Origin of the sequence: Catenulispora pinisilvae (assembly GCF_015356865.1) — a bacterium.
GTDB lineage: Bacteria > Actinomycetota > Actinomycetes > Streptomycetales > Catenulisporaceae > Catenulispora > Catenulispora pinisilvae.
On sequence record NZ_JAAFZA010000016.1, the window covers coordinates 1 to 23,883 of the forward strand.

A 23,883-nucleotide genomic window follows, 5' to 3' on the forward strand; every position below is an offset into this window, starting at 1 on the left:
GGTCAGGACGACGCGGGGGCGGGGACCGGATGCCTTGCCGGGCTCAGGGGTCTGGGTCGGGTCGGCGTCATCAGTGGGGTCGATCAGTGCGACCGGCCGACCGCTGCTGCTGCTGTGGCCTGGCAAGTACCGCAGGGCATCGGGTGCGCGCCGGATGTCGAAGGCCCGGAAGTCCGGGACCACGCTTGCGGTCGCGACCGCCGCCTCGGCGAAGGTCAGATCCTGTGGGATCCGCGCCAGCGCCCGCGCTTGGGCCACCAGCACCGTCGCACATGCGCCCGGCGCCACCGCGCAGACCCGATCGCCGACCGCGAAGTCCGCGGCATCGTCGGCGACTTCCAGGACCACGCCCGCGAACTGGCCGGTCAGCGATTCGCCGTGGGCATCCAGCTCGGCTGCCCGAACCGCGATGCGGATCTGCCCGGCCGACAGCGGCGCGGCCGCGTCCGGGGCGGGGACCAAGGCCAGGCGGTCGCCGTCGACGGCCACCAGGTGCCACGGTGTGCCGTCCGCGGGCGGCACCAGGCCTTCGGCCGGCGGGGCCAGCCGGGGCGTGAGCACCGCACCGTCGCGGATCGCGAGCTCCGGCTCTGCGATCGCCAGCGCGGCCAGGACGGTGCGGGCCAGACCATCAGGAGTCTGTTCCGCCGACCCGGGCAGGTCGATCAGCTGGAGGCGGCCGGGGTTCTCGGCGCGGGTGGCTCGCAGCAGTCCCCAGACCGCCCGGCCACTCAGATCCGCCGCCGGGTCCTGCGACCCGGCGCTGATCGCGCCGCGGGTCAGCACCACCAGCCGCGAGCCCTCCAGCGCGGTCGCCCGCAGCCAGTCCTGAGCCAGGGCCAAGGCCGCCTCGACCGCTTCGCCCGCCGCCCGGGCATCGGCCCCGGCGAATTCGACCGGGGCGAACACCACCTGCGGGGCCGGCTGCCCGGCCTGGATCGCGGCCAGGAGCGCGGCCAGGTCCGGATGCGACCACACCTCGACGTCCGCCGCGCGCAGCCCGGCGGTCAGGTCCTCTGGGATACCCGCGGTCGGTGCCTGCGAGGTACCGGCCGCACCGAGGACGGCGGCCTGCCCCGAGCCGATCGTGGCGCCGAGCGGTGCCTGGATCCACCGGGTCTCATACACCGGGTGGCTCAGGGCACCGACCCGCAGCGCGTCGAACGCGCCAGCCGGGACCGGCCGCACCACCAACGCGCTCACCTCGGCCACCGGCGCCCCCGACGGATCGGCGGCGTGCAGCCTCAGCGTGCCGTCGGCCGAGCGGGTGATCCGCACCCGCAGCGCCGACGCGCCGGTGGCGAACACTGTGACCCCGTTCCAGGCGAACGGAAGGTGGATCGTCTCGGCGGCGTCCAGGTCCGGGCCGGAGGCCGCCGCCCGCAACCGCGCGTCGAGCAGCGCCGGATGCAGACCGGCGTCCAGCAGAGCCGGGTGCAGGACGAAGCGATCGGACTCCGCGACGATGTCGGCCGGCGGCTGGATCTCGGCGTACAGGTCCTCGCCGACCCGCCACGCCGCGGCCAGCCCGCGGAAGGCCGGACCGTATCCGTGCCCTGCCGCGGTCAGCATTTCGTAGAGACCTTCGGTGGGCAGCCTCTGGGCACCGGCCGGGGGCCAGGCGGTGAAAGCGTCGGCCCAGTCCGGGTCCCGGTCATCGGCACGCGGTGCCACCAGAGCACTGGCATGGCGGGTCCAGGCCGTCCCGGCCGCCGTCTCCGGCCGGGACCAGATCGCGATCTCCCGGGCCCCGGTCTGGTCGGCCGGGCCGACCGCGACCTGGATGCGCACCGGTTCGCGGTCCGGCAGCGGCAGCGGCGCCGGCAGGGTCAGGTCCTCGATCCGGTCGCAGCCGACCTGCTGTCCGGCCCACACCGCCAGCTCCACGAACGCGGTGCCGGGCAGCAACACCACACCGCCGGCGGTGTGGTCGGCAAGCCAGGTCTGCAAGGCCGGGGACAGCCGGCCGGTGTAGAGCAGCGAGCCGTCCTCGGCCCGCTCCACGGTCGCGCCGAGCAGCGGGTGCCCGGCCGGATCCAGGCCGACCGAGGTCACGTCGCCGGTCCGGCCGGCCGAGGCCTTGGGCCAGTACCGCTGCCTTTGGAAGGCGTACGTCGGCAGCTCGACCCGGCGCCGGCCGCGGCCCGGCACAGCGCCGCCCAGCACCGTGGGCCAATCGACCCGGCCGCCGCGCACGTGCACCTCGCCGAGCGCCGACAAGAACCGACCGGCACCGCCGTCGTCCCGGACCAGCGTCCCGACGACGGCCGGCACCAGCTCCGGATCCACGGCCTCGAAGGTGTCCTCGACCGCGGTGCCCAGCACCGGGTGCGGGCCGACCTCGACGAACATCCGGTGCCCGGACTCGGCCAGCACCCGGACCGCGTCGGCGAACCGCACGGTCTGCCGGACGTTGGCGTACCAGTAGTCGGCGTCGAGTTCCGGGCCGGTGAGCCAGGCCGCGCCGACCGTGGACAGGAACGGGATCGCCGCCGGCCGCGGCCGCAGCCCGGCCAGGGCCGCGCGCAGCGGCTCGGCCAGCACCTCGACCTGAGCCGAGTGGGCGACGAAGTCCTGCGCCGGCAGCCGCCAGCGCATGATCCGGCCGGCGGCCAGCTCGGCCTCGAACTCCTCCAGCGCGGCCGGATCGCCGCAGACCACGGTCGCCGTGGGCGAGTTGACCGCCGCGATCCAGAGCCGGCCGGTCCACGGCGCGAGCCGGGCGGCGACCTGTTCGGCGTCCAGGACCACCGACATCATGCCGCTGCTCCCGGCCAGCTCGGTCAGAGCCCTGCTGCGCAGCGCCACCACCTCGGCGGCCTCGGCCAGGGTCAGGATCCCGGCCACGTGCGCGGCGGCGATCTCCCCTTGCGAATGCCCGACGACGGCGTCCGGTATCACGCCCGCCGCCTGCCACAGCGCGGCCAGCGAGACCATCACCGCCCACTGCGCCGGCTGCACCACCGAGGCCGCGACCAAGGGCGGCGCGCCGGGCGTCCCGGCCAGCACCTCGCGCAGGGACCAGTCGACGTAGGGCGCCAGCGCTTCTTCGCATTCTGCGAGTTTGGCGGCGAACACCGGCGAGGACTCGGCCAGTTCCACACCCATGCCGGCCCACTGCGCGCCGTGTCCGGAGAACACGAAGACCAGGCGGCCGGGGCCGGAGGCGGAGGCGGTGCCGACCGCGACGCCGGAGGCCGGCCGGCCGGCGGCCACAGCGGCCAGGCCGGTGCCCAGTGCGGCCGGGCCGGTGCCGGTCACCACGGCGCGGTGGGCGAAGACGGAGCGGGTGCCGGCCAGGGCCAGGGCGATGTCGGTGGCGTCAGCGACTTCGGCGACATCAGCGGCATCAGCGGCGTCGGCGGCCAGGTGCGCCCCCAACCGCTCGGCCTGCGCCCGCAGCGCCTCGCCGGTCCGGCCGGAGACCAGCCACGCGGTGGCCTCGCCGGTGAACAGCGCGAGCGCTCCGTCCACGGCGGGCACCAGGGCACCGTCAGCCGTCGGCTCCGGCGGCGCCTCCTCCAGGATCGTGTGCACATTGGTGCCGCTGATCCCGAATGAGGACACCCCGGCCCGGCGTGGCCGGCCCCCGCCCGGCCACGGCACCGGCTCGGTCACCAGCCGCACCGCGCCGCTGGACCAGTCGATGTGCGGCGAGGGCTCGGCGACGTGCAGGGTCGGCGGCAACGTCCCGTTGCGCAGCGCCAGCACCATCTTGATCAGCCCCGCCACCCCGGCCGCGCCCTGGGTGTGGCCGAGGTTCGACTTCACCGAACCCAGCCACAGCGGCCGCTCCGCCGGGCGCCCGCGGCCGTAGGTGGCCAGCAGGGCCTGGCCCTCGATCGGGTCGCCGAGCACCGTGCCGGAGCCGTGCGCCTCGACCGCGTCCACATCGGAGGGGGCCAGAGCGGCCACGGCCAGCGCGGCGCGGATGACCCGCTGCTGCGCAGGGCCGTTCGGGGAGGTCAGACCGTTGGACGCGCCGTCCTGGTTGACCGCGCTGCCCCGGACGATCGCCAGCACCGGGTGCCCGTTGCGGCGTGCGTCGGACAGCCGCTCCAGGACCACCATCCCGGCGCCCTCGGCCATGCCCATGCCGTCGGCCGCCGCCGAGAACGCCTTGCTGCGGCCGGCCGTCGACAGGCCCAGGTGCTTGCCGAACCCGAACGAGCCGGGGCTGGGCAGGATCGTCACTCCGCCGGCCAGCGCGAGCGTGCACTCCCCGGCGCGCAGCGCCTGGCCGGCCAGGTGGACCGCCAACAGCGAGGACGAACACGCGGTGTCCACGGTGAGCGCCGGGCCTTCGAAGCCGAACGAGTAAGACAGCCGGCCGGACATAACGCTGCCGACGTCGCTGGTCGGAACGTAGCCCTGCGCCGCTTCCTCGTCCTCGCGCAGCACGCTCTCGTAGTGCTGCGACCAGCCCCCGACGAACACGCCGGTCTGCGAGCCGCGCAACGTCACCGGGTCGATCCCGGCCCGCTCGACCGCCTCCCAGGCGACCTCCAGCAGCACCCGCTGCTGCGGGTCCATGCCCAGGGCCTCGCGCGGGCTGATGCCGAAGAAGCCGGCGTCGAAGGCCACGGCGTCATCGACGAATCCGCCCTGGCGCGCGTGGATCACGGCCGGGGAGTCGGGGTCGCGTTCGTAGCGTTCCTCGATCCGCCAGCCGCGGTCCAGCGGGAGCTCCGTGATCGTGTCCCGCCCCTGGGCCAGGACCCGCCACAGGTCTTCGGGGCCGCGCACGCCGCCGGGGAACCGGCAGCCGATCGCGACGACGGCGACGGGGTCGGTCAGATCGGCGGCGGCCGATCCGGCGCCGGAGCCGGAGGTGGTGAGTCGCCCGTCATCGGCAAGCAGTTCGGTGCCCAGGTAGCGGGCCAGCACCAGCGGCGTCGGGTGGTCGAAGACCAGCGTCGTGGACAGCCGCAGGCCGGTCGCCGCACCGAGGCGCTTGCGCAGTTCGACCGCGGTGAGCGAGTCGAAGCCGAGTTCCTTGAACGCCCGGTCCGGCTCCACGGCGTCGGCCACCGCGTGCCCGAGAACGGCGGCGGCGTGCGAGCGGACCAGGTCCAGCAGGGTCCGTTCGCGGTCGGCCGGCGCGAGCGCCGCGAGCTGACGGGCCAGCGAGCCGGCCCCGGCCCCGGCTTCGGCGGCCCGGGGCCGGACGGTGCCGGCCAGGCCGCGCCACAGTGCCGGGACCGGTTCGCCCCGGGCGGCGCGGGCCCGCAGTCCGGGGACGTCGAGCAGCGCCGGGACCAGCAGGGCCTCGTCCCGGGCCAGGGCCGCGTCCAGCAGGGCCAGGCCCTGGGCGGCGGTCAGCGCCGTGACGCCGCCCCGGCTCAGCCGGGAGGTGTCGCCGGTGCCCAGGTGGCCGGTCATGGCGCTGGCGTCGGCCCACAGGCCCCAGGCCAGGGTGGTCGCCGCCAGGCCGGCCGAGCGGCGGTGGGCGGCCAGGCCGTCCAGGAAGGCGTTGGCCGCGGCGTAGTTGCCCTGGCCCGGGGTCCCGAAGGTGGCCGCCGCCGAGGAGAACAGGGTGAAGGTGTCCAGGTCGCGGTCGGCGGTCAGCTCGTGCAGATGCCAGGCGGCGTCCGCCTTCGGGCGCATGACGGCGTCGACGCGCTCGGGCGTCAGCGAGGTGAGCACACCGTCGTCGAGCACGCCGACCGAGTGGAACACAGACGACACCGGGACGTGGGACAGCAGCCCGGCCAGCGCCTCGCGGTCGGCGGCGTCGCAGGACACGACGCTGACCCCGGCACCGGAGCCCGCCAACGCCGCGGTCAGCGAGGGGACACCGGTCGCGGCCGGACCGGAGCGGCCGGTCAGGACCAGCTCGGCGGCGCGGCCGGTCTCGGCCAGGTGCCGGGCCAGGCGAGCGCCGATCATGCCGGTGCCGCCGGTGACCAGGACCGTGCCCGCCGGGCGAGGGGCACGGGGCAGAGTGAGGACGACCTTGCCGATGGGCTCGGCCTGGCTCAGGTACCCGAACGCGGCGGCGATCCGGCGGACGTCCCAGCAACGGACCGGCAGGCCGGTCAACACGCCGTCCTCGATCAAGGCTCTGACCTCGGTCAGGATGGCGCCCAGCCGGTCGGGGCCGGGCGCGGCGGCCTGGAACTGACCGGCCGGGGCGTCGAAGACGATGTCTGTGCTGTGAGCGGCGAACTCCTGCTCGAAGGCGAAGTCGTTCGCCAGGGCTATGTGGGCGTCGTCCAAGCCGGTGGCACGCAGCGTGTCCCACTCGGCCGGGGCGGCCGTGGCGAACACTTCCAGACCCAGGTGCCGGGCGATCTGCACCGCCGCCAAACCGACGCCGTCGGGCGCGAGGTGGATCAGGATGCGCTGCCCGGGTGCGGCCTGAGCCAGGTCCACCAGGGCGTACCAGGCTGTGGTGAACGCCACCGGCAGGGCGGCGGCTTCGGCGAAGGACCGGCCCGACGGGAGCAGGACAGTGGTGCGCGCGTCCACGACGGCGAAGGGGCCGAAGCCACCGGCGGCCAGGGCCATCACGCGGTCGCCGGGTGACAGGTGCCGCACTGCGGAGCCGACCTCGGCGACCACGCCTGCCACCTCGCTGCCGAGCTGTACTTGGCCCGGGTATACGCCCAGAGCAATCTGGACGTCGCGAACGTTCACTCCGGCGGCGCGGACCGCGATGCGGACCTGACCGGGTGCCAGGGCTGAGGGCTGGAGCGGCGCGGCGGCCAGGCCGTCGAGGGTGCCCGGGCGTTCGGCCTCGATGCGCCAGGGTGTGCCATCGGCGGGGAGCGAGAGGCCACCGGAGGGGCGCGTGAGGCGGCGGGCCAGGATGGACTCGCCGCGGATCGCCAGCTCGGGCTCGCCGGAGGCGAGGGCGCCGGGCAGGAGCTCAGAAGTCTGGCTCGGCAGGTCCAGCAGGACGAAGCGGTCGGGGTCCTCCGACTGGGCCGACCGGATCAGGCCCCAGACAGCGGCACCGGGCAGATCGGCGACGCTCTCGCCGGCGGCGGTGGCGACCGCGCCGCGGGTCAGCACGACCAGGCGGGACGCGGCCAGTTCCTCGGCGGCCAGCCACTGCTGCGCCACGGCGAGGACATCGGACACCGCGCCGCGAGCGCGAGCCCCGGCCGAAGCCGAAGTCCCGGTGCCGGCGCCGGCCGCCGCCTCGGCCGAACTCCCAGTCTGGACCCCGGCCGCCTCCGCGACCGAAGCAGCCCTCGAAGCCGCGGGTGTCCTCGCCGAGCCGGCGCCCCCGCCCGCCGCGACCAGCACCACATCCGGAACCGGCTCACCGGCCCGCACCGCCTCCACCAGCGCCGCGACATCCGCGAACACGCCGTCGGCGGCAACCCCGGTGGCGCCGAGCGCCACCACTGGTCCGGCCGGCTCGCCCGCCGGCACCGGGGTCCAGTCCACCGCGAACAGCCCGTCCGGCACGGTGGCCGCCGGAGCCGGGCCATCGGCCGGGATCGCGCGCAGGACCAGCGAGTCCACCGACACCACCGGCAGGCCGGCGCCGTCCGCGGCCAGCAGCGACAGGCCGCCGGAGCCGTCCGGGGTCAGGCGGACCCGCAAGGTGGCGGCGCCGGTCGCGTGCAGGCGGACGCCGGTCCAGGTGAAGGGCAGCCGCACCTCGCCCGGTGCCGCCTGCGGCAGCACGGAGCCGGACACGTGCAGTGCCGCGTCCAGGAGGGCCGGGTGCAGGCCGAAGCCGGGGGCGGCGGCCTCCGGGGGCAGGACCACCTCGGCGTAGACCTCGTCGGCGCGGCTCCAGGCCGCGCGCAGTCCCTGGAAGGCCGGGCCGTAGCCGTAGCCGCCGGCGGCCAGCTGCCCGTACAGGTCCTGGACCGGGAGCGGTTCGGCGTCGCGGGGCGGCCACAGCACCAGCTCCTCGGCCGGGGCCACGCCGGAGGAGGCGGCGACCCGGCCGCCGGCGTGGCGGGTCCACGGGGCCTGGGCGCCCGGATCGGCCGGGCGGCTGTGGATCTCGATGCTGCGGAACCCGTCCGTCTCCGGGCCGACCACCAGTTGCACCTGGACGCCGGAGTCCGGCACGACCAGCGGTGCCTCCAGCGTCAGCTCGTCCAGCAGCGCGCACTGGACCGCGTCACCGGCCCGGACCGCCATCTCGACGAACGCCGTGCCCGGCAGCAGCACCGTGCCGCCGACCGCGTGATCGGCCAGCCAGGGATGCGTCCGCAGCGACAGCGATCCGGTCAGGACCAGCCCGGCGCCGGACGCCAGCTCCACCGACGCTGTCAGGAACGGGTGCCCGAGCACATCGAGCCCGGCCGCCGTCGCGTCGTTCCGGCCGAACACCCGGCGCGGCCAGTAGTGCTGACGCTGGAAGGCATACGTGGGAAGGTCCACCGGTCCGGCGGTGCCGATGACGGCCTGCCAGTCGACGCCGACGCCGCGCACCCACGCTTCGGCGAACGAGGTCAGCAGCCGCGCCGCGCCGCCGTCGTCGCGCCGCACAGAGCCGCAGACCAGGACGTCGAGCACCCCGGCGTGGTCCAGCGTCTCGGTGACCGGGGCGGTGAGGACCGGGTGCGGCGACATCTCCAGGAAGGCGCCGTGCCCGGAGTCGGCCAGGGCACGGACCGCCCGGTCGAACTCGACCGTGGCCCGCAGGCTGTCGAACCAGTAGCCGGCACCGAGCTCAGGGCCCTGAAGCCACTGCCCCGACACCGCCGAGACCATGGGGATCGCCAGTTCGCCGGCAGCGACGGGTGCCAGGGCATCGGCGAGCTCGGCGCGCAGCTGGTCGACCTGAGCGCTGTGCGAGGCGTAGTCGACGGGGATCCGGCGCGCGCGGACTTCCTCGGCTTCGCAACCGGCGAGAAGTTCGGACAGAGCGTCGGGCTCGCCGGAGACGACCGTCGCGGACGGGCCGTTGACCGCGGCGATGGAAAGGCGATCACCGAACTCCGCGATGCGGGTACGCACCGCATCGACCGGCTCGGCCACGGAAACCATGCCACCGGCGCCGGCCAATGCCTTGATCGCGCGACTGCGAAGAGCGACAACCCGCGCGCCGTCCGCCAAGGACAGCGCACCGGCAACCGTCGCCGCGGCGATCTCGCCCTGGGAGTGGCCCACGACCGCATCGGGCGTGACACCGGCGGCCTGCCAGAGGGCAGCCAGCGAGACCATCACCGCCCACAGAGCCGGCTGGACCACATCCACCTTCTCCAGCGCGGCCGGATCAGCCAGGACGTCGGCCAACGACCAGTCGACGAAGGGCGCCAAGGCCCGGCCGCACTCGGCCAGACGCTCGGCGAACACCGGTGAGGCCCGCACCAGATCCAGACCCATCCCAGCCCACTGCGCCCCCTGGCCCGGGAACACGAAGACCTTCCGACCGAGCGCGCAGGCCGAGCCCACCGCCACCGACCCGGCGGCCTGCCCGGTCGCCACCACCGCCAGCCCGGCCGCCAGCTCCTGCCCGGCCGCGCCGATCACCACCGCGCGGTCGGGGAACACCGACCGCGCCGTCGCCAGCGACCACGCCACGTCCCGCACGTCGGTGCCCGGGTGGGCCACGGCGAACTCCCGCAACCGCGCGGCCTGGTCCCGCAGCGCCTCGGCACCGAGGCCGGACACGATCCAGGGCTGCGCGCCGTTCGCCACCACCGATGCCACCGCTGACACCGACGCCGGCGCGCCGGCCCCGTCGGCGGCACCGGGCTCGTCAGCACCCTTCGGCGCCTCGGCCGGCACCGGGTCCGGCGCGTCGGAGAGGATCAGGTGGGCGTTGGTGCCGCTGATCCCGAACGAGGACACCCCGACCCGCCGGGTCCGCTCCCCGGCCGGCCACGGCACCGGCGCGCTGAGCAGCCGGACGTCGCCGGCGTTCCAGTCGATGTGCGGGGACGGCTCGTCCACGTGCAGCGTGCGCGGCAGTTCCTGGTGCTGCAGGGCCAGCACCATCTTGATCACGCCGGCCACCCCGGCGGCACACTGGGTGTGCCCGATGTTGGACTTCACCGACCCCAGCCACAGCGGCCGGTCCTCGGGCCGGTCCCGGCCGTAGACCGCCATCAGCGCCCCGGCCTCGATCGGGTCGCCCAACTCGGTGCCGGTGCCGTGCGCCTCGACGGCGTCCACCTGGTCGGCCGACACCTGCGCGTCGGCCAGCGCGGCCCGGATGACCCGCTGCTGCGAAGGGCCGTTCGGGGCGGTCAGGCCGTTGGAGGCACCGTCCTGGTTGATCGCGCTGCCCCGGATCACGGCGAGCACCCGGTGCCCGTTGCGCTGCGCGTCGGAGAGCCGTTCCAGCAGCAGCATGCCGACTCCCTCGGCCATGCCCATGCCGTCGGCCGCCGCCGAGAACGCCTTGCTGCGGCCGTCCGGGGCCAGGCCCCGCTGCCGGGAGAACTCCCCGAGCGCCCACGGGGTGGCCATCACCGTCACGCCGCCGGCCAGGGCCAACGAGCACTCGTCGTTGCGCAGGGCCTGGGCCGCCAGGTGCAGGCTCACCAGTGAGGAGGAGCAGGCGGTGTCCACGGTCACCGTCGGCCCCTCCAGACCGAGCACGTAGGCCACCCGGCCGGAGATCACGCTGGTGGTGGTGCCGGTGAGCAGGTAGCCCTCGGAACCGCCGCCCTCGGATTCATAGCCGCCCGAGGTCGCCCCGACGAAGACCCCGGTGTCCGAACCGCGCAGCGACGCCGGGGTGATGCCGGCCCGTTCCAGCGTCTCCCACGACGTCTCCAGCAACAGCCGCTGCTGCGGATCCATCGCCAGCGCCTCACGCGGACTGATCCCGAAGAACGCCGAGTCGAAGTCCGGCGCGTCGGCGAGGAATCCGCCCTCGCTCGCGTACGAGGTCCCCGGGTGATCCGGGTCCGGGTCGAAGAACTCCTCCAATGCCCAGCCCCGGTTCTGCGGGAGCGGGCCGACGGCGTCGTGGCCGCCGGCCAGCAGGTCCCACAAGGTCTCGGGGCTGTGGACACCGCCGGCGAAGCGACAGCTCATCGCCACGATGGCGATGGGCGCGCGGGACGCCGAGACGAGCTGGCGGTTGCGCTGGCGCAGCCGCTCGTTCTCCTTCAGCGAGGCGCGCAGCGCTTCGACGACTTTGTCCGCGGGCATGTTCATCGGGCGCTCCGTAGCGTGGTCGGGGTCAAAGCGTGACCGGGCATCAACGTTCGGTTCCTTCGGCTTCCATCGCGATCCGCACCAGCGCCTCGGCGTCCAGCGAGTCGATGAGCCCGGCGTCGGCCTCCGGTTCGGCCGCCGCCACCGCCAGGACCGCCTCGTCCCGGACGTCGGCCAGCCCGAGCAACGGCTCCAGCAGCCCGGCGTCCCGGAGCCGGGCCAGCGGGACCGCGGCCAGGATCGCCCGCAGCCTGGACTCCACGTCGGCGTCGGCGTCGGCGGCCTGGGCGGCCACCTCGTCGGGCCGCAGGCGCTCGGACAGATGCGCGGCCAGCGCCGCCGGAGTCGGGTAGTCGAAGACCACGGTCGCCGCCAGGCGCAGCCCGGTGGCCCCGCCGAGCCGGTTGCGGAGCTCGACGGCCGCCAGCGAGTCGAAGCCGAGTTCCTTGAAGGTCCGGTCCGCCGGAGCCGAGTCCGCCGAGGTGTATCCGAGGACCGCGGCGGTGTAGGCGCGGACCATGTCGGTCAGAGCCCGGTCACGTTCCTGCGGCGCCAGCCCGGCCAGCCGGGACTGTACCGAGTCCCCGCCGGCCGCCGCCGCGCCGGCGGCCTTCGGCCGGGCCGCGCCGGCCAGACCCCGCCACAACGCCGGGACCTGCTCGCCGCGGGCCGCGCGGGCCCGCACGCCGGGCAGGTCGAGCAGCGCCGGGACCAGCATCGCCTCGTCCCGGCCCAGGGCGGCCTCCAGCAGCGCCAGACCGTCCTCGGCGGTCAGGGCGTCGCCGCCGTCCCGGCTGATGCGGGACTTCTGGTCGCCGCCCAGGTGCCCGGTCATGGTGCTGGCTTCGGACCACAGGCCCCAGGCCAGGGCAGTGGCCGGGAGTCCGGCGGACTGGCGGTGCGCGGCCAGAGCGTCCAGGAACGCGTTGGCCGCGGCGTAGTTCGCCTGCCCGGCGCCGCCGAAGGTCGCCGCGGCCGAGGAGAACAGGACGAAGGCGTCCAGATCGCGGTCGGCGGTCAGATCGTGCAGGTGCCACGCCGCGTCGGCCTTGGGCCGCATCACGGTGTCCACCCGCTCGGCGGTCATGGACGTGAACACACCGTCGTCCAGGACTCCGACCGAGTGGAACACCGAGGACACCGGCACCGAGGCCAGCAGTCCGGCCAGCGCCTCCCGGTCGGCGGCGTCGCAGGACACGACCCGGACCCCGGCCCCGGAGCCGGCCAGGTCCGCGGCCAGCGCCGGCACGCCGCCGGCCACCGGGCCGGAGCGGCCGGTCAGCACCACCTGGCCGGCCCGGCCGGTCTGGGCCAGATGCCGGGCGACCCGGCCGCCGATCATGCCGGTACCGCCGGTGACCAGGACCGTGCCCGCGGCCCGCGGCTTGCGCGGAAGGGTCAGCACCACCTTGCCGATGTGCTTGGCCTGGCTCATGAACCGGAAGGCGTCGCTGATCCGGCGGACGTCCCAGCACTGGACCGGCATGCCGGTGAACACGCCGTCCTCGATCAGGGCCCTGACCTCGGTCATGATCTCGCCCAGCCGGTCCAGGCCGGCTTCGCCGGTCTCGAACATCTGGTAGCGCACGCCCGGATGGCCGGCCGCGACCTGCTCGGGGTCGCGGGCGTCGGTCTTGCCCATCTCGATGAAGACGCCGCCGCGCGGCAGCAGCCGCAGCGAGGCGTCGGTCAGCTCGCCGGCCAGCGCGTTCAGGACGATGTCCATACCCTGATCCGCGGTGACGGCGGCGAACTTCTGCTCGAAGCCGGCGTCGCGGGAGGAGGCGATGTGGTCCTCATCCAGGCCCATCGCGCGCAGCGTGTCCCACTTGCCGGGGCTGGCGGTGGCGAACACCTCCAGGCCCCGGTGCCGGGCGACCTGCACCGCCGCCGAGCCGACACCGCCGGTCGCGGCGTGGATCAGGATCCGCTGACCGGGCGCGGCCTGCGCCAGATCCAGCAGGCCGTACCAGGCCGTGGTGAACGCCACCGGTATCGCCGCGCCCTGAGCGAACGACCAGCCCGAGGGCAGCGGCACCGTGGTGCGCGCGTCCACCACCGTGAACGGGCCGAACCCGCCGACGGCCGTGGCCATCACCCGGTCGCCGGGCACCAGTCCGGTCACGCCCGGGCCGACCTCGGCCACCACCCCGGCGACCTCGCTGCCCAGCAGGGCCTGGCCCGGGTACATGCCCAGGGTGATCAGGACGTCGCGGAAGTTCACCCCGGCGGTGCGGGTCGCGACCAGCACCTGACCGGGTTCCAGCGGGGTGGCCGGGACCGGGACGGCGGCCAGGCCGTCGAGCGTGCCAGCGCGGTCGACCTCGATCCGCCAGGGCGTGCCGTCGGTGGGGAGCCGGAGCCCGGCGGTGGGGCGGGTCAGGCGGCGGGCCAGGATGGCCTCGCCGCGGATGGCCAGCTCCGGCTCGCCGCAGGCCAGGGCGCAGGCCAGGAGATCAGAACCCTGGTCCGGGAGGTCCAGGAGGATGACCCGGTCGGGGTTCTCGGATTGGGCGGTGCGGACCAGGCCCCAGACCGCGCCGGCGCTCAGATCGGTGACGCTCTCGCCGGGGGCGGTGGCGACCGCACCGCGGGTCACGACGACCAGGCGGGACGCCGCGAGTTCATCGGCGGCCAGCCATTGCTGGACCACGGCGAGCACATCGGATACCGCGCCGCGAGCGCAAGCCCCGGCCCCCGCCGCGCAACCGGCATCGGCGTCGGCCCCCGTAGCGGCCAACACCAAGTCCGGAACCGGCTCACCGGCCCGCGCCGCCTCGACCAAGGCGGCCACATCCGCGAACACGGCATCGGCCCAAACCCCGGGGACGCCGGCCCCCAGCGCCGCGATCCGCCCGGCCGGCTCGCCGGCCGCGACCGGCGTCCAGCCGACCGCGTACAGGCCTTCGCGGACCACCGGGTTCACAGTGTCCTGATCCGCCGCGGGGATCGCGCGCAGGGCCAGCGATTCCACCGACACCACCGGGGTGCCGCCGTGATCCGCGGCGATCAGGGTGAGGCCGCCGGAGCCGTCCGGAGTCAGCCGGACCCGCAGCGCGGCCGCGCCGATCGCGTGCAGGGTCACGCCGGTCCAGGCGAACGGCAGCCGCACCTCGCCCGGGCCGGACTCCGGCAGGACCAGACCGCCCAGGTGCAGGGCCGCGTCCAGCAGCGCCGGGTGCAGACCGAAGCTGGCGGCTTCATCAGCGACGATCTCCGGCAGGACCACTTCGGCGAACACTTCGCCGTCGCGGCGCCAGGCGGCGCGCAGGCCCTGGAAAGCCGGGCCGTAGTGATAGCCCTCTTCGGCCATGCGCTCGTACAGGCCGTCGACCGGCAGCGGTTCGGCGCCCCGGGGCGGCCACACCACCAGATCACCGACCTGGGTGCGCTCCGGCAACACGGTCAGCGTGCCGCTGGCGTTCCGGGTCCAGGGCGCGTCGGCGCCGCCGGCGACGGACCGGGTGTGGATCGTGACCGGACGCACTCCGTCGGCGTCGCCGCCGACCCTGACCTGGACCCGCATCGGTGAGCCGTCCGCCGGCAGCACCAGCGGTGCCTCCAGCGTCAGCTCCTCCAGCCGGCCGCAGCCGACCGCGTCGCCGGTGCGGACCGCCAGCTCGACGAACGCGGTGCCGGGCAGCAGGACGGTCCCGCCGATCGCGTGGTCGGCGAGCCAGGGCTGCGCCTGGGTCGACAGCCGCCCGGAGAGCACCACGCTGTCTCCGGCCAGTTCCACCGACGCCAGCAGCAACGGGTGGCTCATCGCGCCGAGGCCGGCCTGCGCCAGATCCTTCGCGCCGGGCTTGGAGTTCGGCCAGAAGTGCTGGTGCTGGAAGGCGTAGGTGGGCAGGTCCACCCGGGTCCCGGAGCCCAGGACCGCGGCCCAGTCCACCCCGGCGCCGTGCACCCAGGCCCGGGCCAGCCCGTTCAGGGCGGTGGTCGCGGCATCGTGGTCGGGACGGAGCAAGGAGACGAACTCCCCGTCCGGCGCCGCCGCCGTGCCCAGGGCGGACAACGTGCCGTCCGGGCCGATCTCCAGGAACAGGTCGATGTCCTGCCCGGCCATGGTGCTCACGGCGTCGGCGAACCGGACCGCGCCCCGGGCCTGGCCGGCCCAGTAGGCACCATCGCAGGACTCCACGACCGCCCCGGTGGCCGTGCTCACCCACGGAATCGTCGTGGCCTTCCAGCCCAGACCGTCAGCAGTCCGCGACAGCTCGGCCAGCATCGGATCCATGCGGTGGGAGTGGAACGCGTGGCTGACCCGCAGCGACCGGACCCGCACCTCGCGCTCGGCGAACACCGCCGCGACCGCGTTCACCGCGTCCTTCTCCCCGGAGATCACGGTCGCGGACGGACCGTTCACGGCGGCGATCCAGACGCCTTCGACCCCCTCCAGCGCCGCCAGCACCTCCGCTTCCGGCGCCGCGATCGAGGTCATCGCCCCGCCGGTCGGCAGGGCCTGCATCAACCGGCCCCGGGCAGCCACCAACGCCGCCGCGTCGGCCAAGGACAACGCACCGGCCGCGTACGCCGCGGCGACCTCGCCCACCGAGTGACCGGCGACCGCCCAGGGCTTCACCCCGACCGCCGCCAGCATCGCGACCACACCGATCTGCAAGGCGAACAGAGCAGACTGCGCATAAACAGTCTGATTCGCCAGCTCCCCGGCATCGGCGGCGGTACCCAGCGCCACGTCCCGCACCGGCAGACCGAGGTGGCCTTCCAGCAGCCCGCACGCCTGGTCGAAGGCTGCCGCGAACACCGGAGAGGCCGCATACAGCCCGGCCGCCATCCCAGCACGCTGCGAACCCTGACCCGCGAACAGGAATCCCATCCGCTCGCCGCCGGTGACACCGCTGATCGCCGCGGCGGCGAACTGTCCGGTCGCCACCGAGGCCAGCGTCTGCGCGGACGTGTCCAGGACCACCGCGCGGTGCTCGAAGACCGACCGGGTGGTGGCCAGCGACCACGCGACGTCCCGCGCCTGGATCTCCGGGTGTGCCAGCACGAACTCGCGCAGCCGGCCGGCCTGTGAGCACAGGGCTTCCTCGGTCCGCCCCGACACCGGCCAGCCGAGGGCACCGACCAGAACGGGACCGGCGGCATCGGCGGGACCGGCGGCACCGGCCGCCGGTTCCGGTCGCTCCGCCCCGGTCTGCGTCCCCGGCTCGGCCGGCGGCTCAGCCAGGATCACGTGCGCGTTCGTGCCGCTGATCGCGAACGAGGACACCCCGGCCCGCCGGACCCGGTCCGGGCCGGCCGGCCAGGCCGCCGGCTCCGTCAGCAGCTTGATGTCCCCGGCGGTCCAGTCCACCTTGGACGAGGGCCGGTCCACGTGCAGCGTCCGGGGCAGCCGCTCGTGCTGCATGGCCAGCACCATCTTCATGACCCCGGCCACGCCGGCGGCCCACTGGGTGTGGCCGAAGTTCGACTTGATCGAGCCCAGCCACAGCGGCCGGCCCTCGGGCCGGTCCTGGCCGTAGGTCGCCAGCAGCGCCCCGGCCTCGATCGGGTCGCCGAGTGTGGTGCCGGTGCCGTGGCCCTCCACCACATCGACGTCGGTACCGCGCAGACCGGCGCCGGCCAGCGCCGTCTTGATCACCCGCTGCTGCGAGGGACCGTTCGGGGCGGTCAGGCCGTTGGAGGCGCCGTCCTGGTTCACCGCGCTGCCGGCGAGTACCGCCAGCACCGGGTGGCCGTTGCGGCGCGCGTCGGAGAGCCGCTCCAGCACGACCACGCCGACGCCCTCGCTCCAGTTGGCGCCGTCGGCGCTGTCGGAGTACGCCTTGCTGCGGCCGTCGTGCGCCAGCCCCTGCTGACGGGAGAAGTCGACGAACCGCTCCAGGGTCGCCATCACCGTCACCCCGCCGGCCAGGGCCAGCGAGCACTCCCGGGCCCGCAGGGACTGCGCCGCCAGGTGCATGCCGACCAGCGAGGAGGAGCACGCCGTCTCGATGGTCATCGCCGGGCCCTCCAGCCCGAAGGTGTAGGAGAGCCGGCCGGAGGCGACGCTGGCGGTGGTGCCGATCATCAGGTAGCCCTCGGCACCCTCGTCGATGGCCAGGCCCGGGCCGTAGCCGGAGATCGCGGCGCCGACGAAGACGCCGGTGTCCGTGCCCCGCAGCGCCACCGGGTCGATGCCGGCCCGCTCGAACGCCTCCCACGACGTCTCCAGCAACAGCCGCTGCTGCGGGTCCATCGCCACCGCCTCGCGCGGGCCGATGCCGAAGAATCCGGGGTCGAACTCACCGGCCTCGTACAGGAACCCGCCCTCGTTGACGTAGGAGGTGCCGGCCCGCCCGGACGGGTCGTAGATCCCGTCGATGTTCCAGCCCCGGTCGGTCGGGAACTCCCCGATGCAGTCCCGGCCGGTGTCGAGCACCTCCCACAGGTCCTCGGGGCTGCCGATGCCGCCGGGGAAGCGGCAGCTCATCCCGACGATCACGATGGGGTCCTGGGCCGCCGCGCCGGACCCGCCGGCCGACGGTGCGCCGGCCGCGGGGTCCGCGATCCCCGCGAACAGTTCGCTGTCCAGGTGCGCGGCCAACAGGGCCGGCGTCGGGTAGTCGAAGATCAGGGTCGAGGACAGCCGCAGCCCGGTGGCCCCGTTGATCCGGTTGCGCAGGTCCACCGCGGTCAGCGAGTCGAAGCCGAGGTCCTTGAACGCCCGCTGGGCGTCCACCGCGCCGGTCGAGGCGTGGCCGAGCACCGCGGCCGCGCTGGCCTGGACCAGGTCGACCAGGGCGTGGGCGCGGTCGTCGGCGGGCAGGGTGCCCAGCCGGTCCCGCAGCGAACCGCCGGCGCCGCCGGCCGCCGGCGCGGCCGCGGCGGACGGCCGGGCCGAGATGCCGACCAGGGTGCGCCACAGGGCCGGGACCGCCTCGCCGCGCGCCGCCGCCGCCCGCTGGCCGGCGACGTCGAGCAGGGCCGGGACCAGCACCGCCTCGTCCCGGGCCAGCGCGGCGTCGAACAGCGCCAGACCGTCGGCGGCCGGGAGCGCGGCCATGCCGCGGGCGGCCCGGGTGCGCTGGCCCTCGTCCAGGGTGCCGCCCATGCCGCCGGTGGCCCACAGGCCCCACTGGAGCGCGACCGCCGGGAGTCCGGCGGCCCTGCGGTGCGCGGCCAGACCGTCCAGGAAGGCGTTGCCCGCGGCGTAGTTGCCCTGGCCCGCACCGCCGAACAGGGCGGAGGCCGAGGAGTACAGGACGAACGCCGACAGGTCGCGGTCGGCGGTCAGCCGGTGCAGGTTCCAGGCCGCGTCGGCCTTGGGGCGCAGGGCGGCGGCGATCCGCTCGGGGGTGAGCGAGGTGAGCACGCCGTCGTCCAGGACACCGGCGGCGTGGACGACCACTGACAGCGGGCGGTCCGCCGGGATCGTCCCGGCCAGCGCGGCCAGGGCGTCGTATTCGGCGGCGTCGCAGGACACCACCCGGGTGTCGGCGCCGGACTGCGCCAGGTCGGCGGCCAGCGCCGCGACCCCGGCGGCGGCCGGGCCGGAGCGGCCGGCCAGGATGACGTTCCCGGCGCGGCCGGTCCGCACCAGATGCCGGGCCGCCAGCCCGGCCAGCGTCCCGGTGCCGCCGGTGACCAGCGCGGTACCGGCGGCCGGGGCGGGCACCGGGATGGTCAGCACGATCTTGCCGATGTGCTTGGCCTGGCTCATGAACCGCAGGGCGTCGCCGATCCGGCGCACGTCCCAGCACCGGATCGGCGCGGCGGTGAACACCCCGTCCTCGATCAGGGTCCTGACCTCGGTCAGCATCTCGCCCAGCCGGTCCGGGCCCGCCGTCTCGCTGGTGGCGAAGGTGCGGTAGCGCACGCCCGGGTGGGCGGCGGCGATCTGGTCGGGATCGCGGGCGTCGGTCTTGCCCATCTCGATGAAGGCCCCGCCGCGCGGCAGCAGCCGCAGTGAGGCGTCGGTCAGCTCGCCGGCCAGCGCGTTCAAGACGATGTCCATGCCCTGATCCGCGGTGACGGCGGCGAACTTCTCCTCGAAGCCGGCGTCCCGGGAGGAGGCGATGTGGTCCTCATCCAGGCCCATCGCGCGCAACGCGCCCCACTTGGCCGGGCTGGCGGTGGCGAACACCTCCAGGCCCAGATGTCGGGCGACCTGTACCGCCGCCGAGCCGACACCGCCGGTCGCGGCGTGGATCAGGATCCGCTGACCGGGCGCGGCCTGGGCCAGATCGACCAGGCCGTACCAGGCCGTCGTGAACGCCACCGGTATCGCCGCACCCCGGGCGAAGGACCAGCCGGTCGGCAGCGGCACCGCGGTCCGCGCGTCCACGACCGTGAACGGGCCGAAGCCGCCGCCGGCCATCGCCATCACCCGGTCGCCGGGCGACAGGTGCCGAACCCCGGGACCGACCTCGGCCACCACCCCGGCGACCTCGTTGCCCAGCAACGGCTCCCCCGGATACATCCCCAGGGCGGTCAGCACGTCGCGGAAGTTCACACCGGCGGCGCGGACCGCGATCCGGACCTGCCCCGGACCAAGCGGGTCCAGCGCCTCCGGATACTCCACGAAGGCCACGCCGTCCAGGGTGCCGGCGCGCGCGACCTCGGCCCGCCAGGGACCGGCCGGCAGGGCCAGCGGCGGGGCCGGACGGACCAGGCGGCGGGCCAGGACGGCCCCGGCGCGGACCGCCAATTCCGGCTCGCCGCAGGCCAGGGCGCCGGGCAGCAGGTCAGAACCCTGGCCCGGGACGTCCAGCAGGACGAAGCGGTCGGGGTTCTCGGTCTGCGCGGTGCGAATCAGGCCCCAGACAGCGGCGCCGGAAAGATCGGCCACGTCCTCCCCGGAGGTGGAGATCGCCCCGCGAGTCAGCACCACCAGGCGGGCCGCCGCCAACTCCTCGGCGGCCAGCCACTGCCGCACCACGGCGAGGACGTCGCAGACGGCATCGCGAGCGCGAGCCGCGGTGTCCTTCGCGATCGCGGTCGCCGAAGACGAACCAGCAGGGGCACCCACCGCGAGCAACACCTGGTCCGGAACCGGCTCACCGGCCCGCACCGCCTGGGCCAAAGCCGCCACATCGGCGAACGCGCCGTCCACCGGCAGCCCGGTGAGGTCCCCGCCGCCCAGCGCCACGATCCGCCCGGCCGGCTCGCCGGCCGGCACCGGGGTCCAGTCCACCGCGAACAGCCCGTCGCGCACCACGGCCCCGCCGCCGTGCCCGGCCGTGATCGCCCGCATCACCAGCGAGTCGACCGAGATCACCGGGGCGCCCCGGCCGTCGACGGCGGTCAGGGTCAGGCCGCCGCCCCCGTCCGGGGCCAGGCGGACTCGCAGCTGCGAGGCGCCGGAGGCGTGCAGGCCGACCCCGCGCCAGGCGAACGGCAGCGGGATCTCGCCGGGGCGCCCGGCCGGCAGCACCAGGCCGGAGACGTGCAGTGCGGCGTCCAGCAGCGCCGGGTGCAGGCCGAACCAGCCGGCCTCGGAGGCCGCCTGGTCCGGCAGCCGCACCTCGGCGAACACCTCCTCGCCCCGGCGCCAGGCCGCGTGCAGGCCCTGGAACGCCGGGCCGTAGCCGTTGCCGCCGGCGGCCATCCGCTCGTACCAGCCGTCCAGATCGACCGGGGTGGCCTCGGCCGGCGGCCAGAGCGCCAGGTCCCCGGCCGCCATCGCGCCGCCGCCGGGCGCCAGCGTCCCGCTGGCGTGCCGGGTCCACGGCGCGTCCAGAGCCGGGCGGGCGTGGATCCACACCGGGCGCAGGCCGTCCTCGGCGGCGCCCACGGTCACCTGGACCTGGGTCAGCGGGCCGTCGTCGGCCAGGATCAGCGGCGCTTCCAGGGTGAGCTCGTCGACCCACCCGCAGCCGACCGCCTCGCCGGCCCGGACCGCCATCTCCACGAACGCGGTGCCGGGCAGGATCACCGTCCCGCCGACCGCGTGGTCGGCCAGCCAGGGCTGCACCCGGGGCGAGAGCCGGCCGGTGAGCACCACGCCGCCGGCGCCGGCCAGTTCCACCGACGCCAGCAGCAGCGGGTGGCCCATGGCGTTCAGGCCCGAGGCGGCCATGTCCGCCTCGCCGAGCACACCGGTGGGCCAGAACCGCTGACGCTGGAAGGCGTAGGTGGGCAGCTCCACCCGGTTCCCGGAGCCCAGGACCGCGGCCCAGTCCACCCCGGCGCCGTGCACCCAGGCCCGGGCCAGCCCGGTCACGGTCGTGGTCGCGGCGTCGTGGTCGGGACGGAGCAAGGAGACGAACTCGGCGTCCGGCACGGCTCCGGCGCCGAGGGCCGACAGCGTGCCGTCCGGGCCGATCTCGACGAACAGGTCGATGTCCAGACCGGCCATGGTGCTCACGGCATCGGCGAACCGGACCGCGCCCCGGGCCTGACCGGCCCAATAGGCACCATCGCAGGACTCCACGACCGCCCCGGTGGCCGTGCTCACCCACGGAACCTGGGTCCCGGCGAAGCCGATGGCTCCGGCGACCTGCGTCAGCTCGGCCAGCATCGGGTCCATCCGATGGGAGTGGAACGCGTGGCTGACCCGCAGCGAGCGGACCCGGGTGCCCCGGTCGGCGAACACCGCCGCGACCGCGTCCACCGCGTCCTTCTCCCCGGAGACCACGGTCGCCGACGGACCGTTCACCGCGGCGATGTGAACGCCTTCAACGCCGTCAAGCGCCGCCAGGACCTCCGCTTCCGGCGCCGCGATCGACGTCATGGCGCCACCGGTGGGCAGCGCCTGCATCAGCCGGCCCCGAGCCGCCACCAACGCACACGCCTGGGCCAACGGGAGCGCCCCGACCGCATGAGCGGCCGCGACCTCGCCCACCGAGTGCCCCGCCACGGCGGCCGGCGCGACCCCCACCGCTGCCAGCATCGCCACCACGCCGACCTGCAAGGCGAACAAGGCAGACTGCGCATAAACAGTCTGATTCGCCAACTCCCCGGCATCGGCGGCCGTGCCGAGTGCCACATCACGCACCGGCAGAGCGAGATGACCCTCGATCAGAGCGCAAGCCTCATCGAAAGCCGCCGCGAACACCGGCGAGGCCGCATACAGACCCGCGGCCATCCCAGCCCGCTGCGAACCTTGACCCGCGAAGAGGAAGCCCACCCGGGTGCCGGTCCGCGCCACACCGCTCACGGTGTGCTCGGCCGGCGTGCCGTCCTGGAGCGCGGCCAGTTCCCGCACCGCGTCGGCCGCGCTGTCCGCAGCGCCGAGCACCACCGCCCGGTTCTCGAACACCGACCGGGTGGTGGCCGCCGACCACGCCACATCGGCCAGCGCGGGCCCGGCTTCGCCGTCCAGCAGTTCGCGCAGTCCGGCGGCCTGACCACTGAGCGCCTCCGGGCCCCGGGCGGACAGCACCAGCGGCACCACACCGGTCAACGGCGCCGGGGCCGGCCCCTGGTCAGTCAGTTCCTCAGCACTGTGAGCCGGCACCGATGCGGGCGGCTCCTCGACGATCACGTGCGCGTTCGTCCCGCTGATCCCGAACGCCGAGACCCCGGCCCGGCGCGGCCGGTCGCCGGCCGGCCAGGACTGCGCCCGGGTCAGCAGCTCGATCTCCCCGGTCGCCCATTCCACCTGGCCCGAGGGCCGGTCCACGTGCAGGGTGCGGGGCATGACGCCGTGCTGCATGGCGAGCACGACCTTGATGACCCCGGCGGCCCCGGCCGCGGCCTGGGTGTGGCCGAAGTTCGACTTCACCGAGCCCAGCCGCAGCGGCCGGCCCTCGGGCCGGTCCTGGCCGTAGGTCGCCAGCAGCGCCCCGGCCTCGATCGGGTCGCCGAGCCGGGTCCCGGTGCCGTGCCCCTCCACCATGTCCACGTCCGAGGGGGTGAGCCCGGCCCCGGCCAGCGCGGCGCGGATCACCCGCTGCTGGGCCGGGCCGTTCGGGGCGGTCAGACCGTTCGAGGCGCCGTCGCCGTTGGTGGCGCTGCCGGTGATCACGGCCAGCACCGGGTGTCCCCGGCGGCGCGCGTCGGAGAGCCGCTCCAACAGGAGCACGCCGGCGCCTTCGCTCCAGCCGGTGCCGTCGGCGGCCTCGGCATAGGGCTTGCACCGGCCGTCGGCGGCCAGCCCCTGCTGCCGGGAGAAGTCGACGAAGGTGCCGGGGCGCGGCATCACCGTGACCCCGCCGGCCAGCGCCATCGAGCACTCGCCCGAGCGCAGCGCCTTGGCCGCCAGGTGCATCGCGACCAGCGAGGAGGAGCAGGCCGTGTCGATCGTCACCGACGGCCCTTCCAAGCCCAGGGTGTAGGCGACGCGGCCGGAGATGATGCTGGTGGCGCTGCCGGTGATCTGGTAGCCGGAGGCCTCCTCGGAGGTCACCTCGTAGCCCGAGGCGCCGGCGCCGACGAACACCCCGGTCGCGCTGCCGCGCATGGCCGCCGGGTCGATCCCGGCGTTCTCGAAGGCCTCCCAGGAGATCTCCAGCAGCAGCCGCTGCTGCGGGTCCATGGCCAGCGCCTCGCGCGGGCTGATCCCGAAGAACCCCGGGTCGAAGGCCGCCACCTCGTCCAGGAAGCCGCCCTCGGCCACGTAGGAGGTGCCGCTGTGGTCCGGGTCCGGGTCGTAGATCTGGCTCAGGTCCCAGCCGCGGTCGGTCGGGAACGGCCCGATGGCATCGCCCCCGCGTTCCAGCAGCCGCCACAGGTCACGCGGAGCGCGGATCCCGCCGGGAAACCGGCACCCCATGGCCACGATCGCCAGCGGCTCGGAGTCACCGGCCTCGATCCGGCGCAGGCGCTTGCGGGTCTCCTGAAGTTCGGCGGCAGTTCTCTTCAAGTACTCGAAGAGCTTGTCCTGATTCTCCATAGCACTGTCTCCCA

Annotated in this window: 2 protein-coding genes; both read right to left on the reverse strand. The window is 75.2% G+C overall.

The genetic code is table 11. The features are described 5' to 3' along the window. On the reverse strand, positions 1 to 11,085 hold an 11,085-nt coding region (locus IZR01_RS50080; protein ID WP_228558999.1), incomplete at its 3' end, for a type I polyketide synthase. A 43-nt stretch (positions 11,086 to 11,128) separates the two neighbouring features. Then, positions 11,129 to 23,869 carry a type I polyketide synthase gene (locus IZR01_RS07055; protein WP_194923336.1) on the reverse strand — a complete coding sequence of 4,247 codons (12,741 nt, stop codon included), beginning with the start codon at positions 23,867 to 23,869 and terminating at the stop codon, positions 11,129 to 11,131. Between the last annotated feature and the right edge of the window lie 14 nt (positions 23,870 to 23,883).